This window comes from Halobellus sp. Atlit-38R (genome assembly GCF_003665925.1).
Classification (GTDB): Archaea; Halobacteriota; Halobacteria; order Halobacteriales; family Haloferacaceae; genus Haloquadratum; species Haloquadratum inordinatus.
Map to the genome: position 1 here is coordinate 1 of NZ_QXIJ01000353.1, position 449 is coordinate 449.

Annotated in this window: 1 pseudogene; it reads left to right on the plus strand. The window is 61.2% G+C overall.

The features are described 5' to 3' along the window. Positions 1–449, plus strand: a pseudogene (locus D3D02_RS20770) (hypothetical protein); the annotation flags it as partial.

Below are 449 nucleotides of genomic sequence, written 5' to 3' on the forward strand. Positions count from 1 at the left end.
GCGTGAACGCGCCGCCAGACGTCACCATCGTTGCCCCCGATAGCGTTGATGCGAACGAGGACGTGACCGTCGAAGCTGACGCAACTGACCCCGACAGTGAGATCCGTGAGTACAACTGGGAGGGCGAGGGACGGACCTACGCCGCGCCGAACGTGACGTTCAACGCCGATGGCGGGGAGGTAATACCCGTTAGTCTCCAGGTCACCGATACTGCGGGCGCCACGACCGTCGTCAACGCGACGATTGCGGTGAATCCGGGCCTCGACCCACGAGTGTACGTCCGGACCCAACTAGGGAATCGCGTGCTCAGTTCAGAGGCGTCCGTGGATACACCGGATAGCATCGACCGAGAAGCAGTCACGTATGAGTGGGATCTCGATGGTGACGGACAGTTTGAGAGCGATGGTCGGGCACAGAATCGGCTGATTACCGAGCCCGGAGAGTACGAA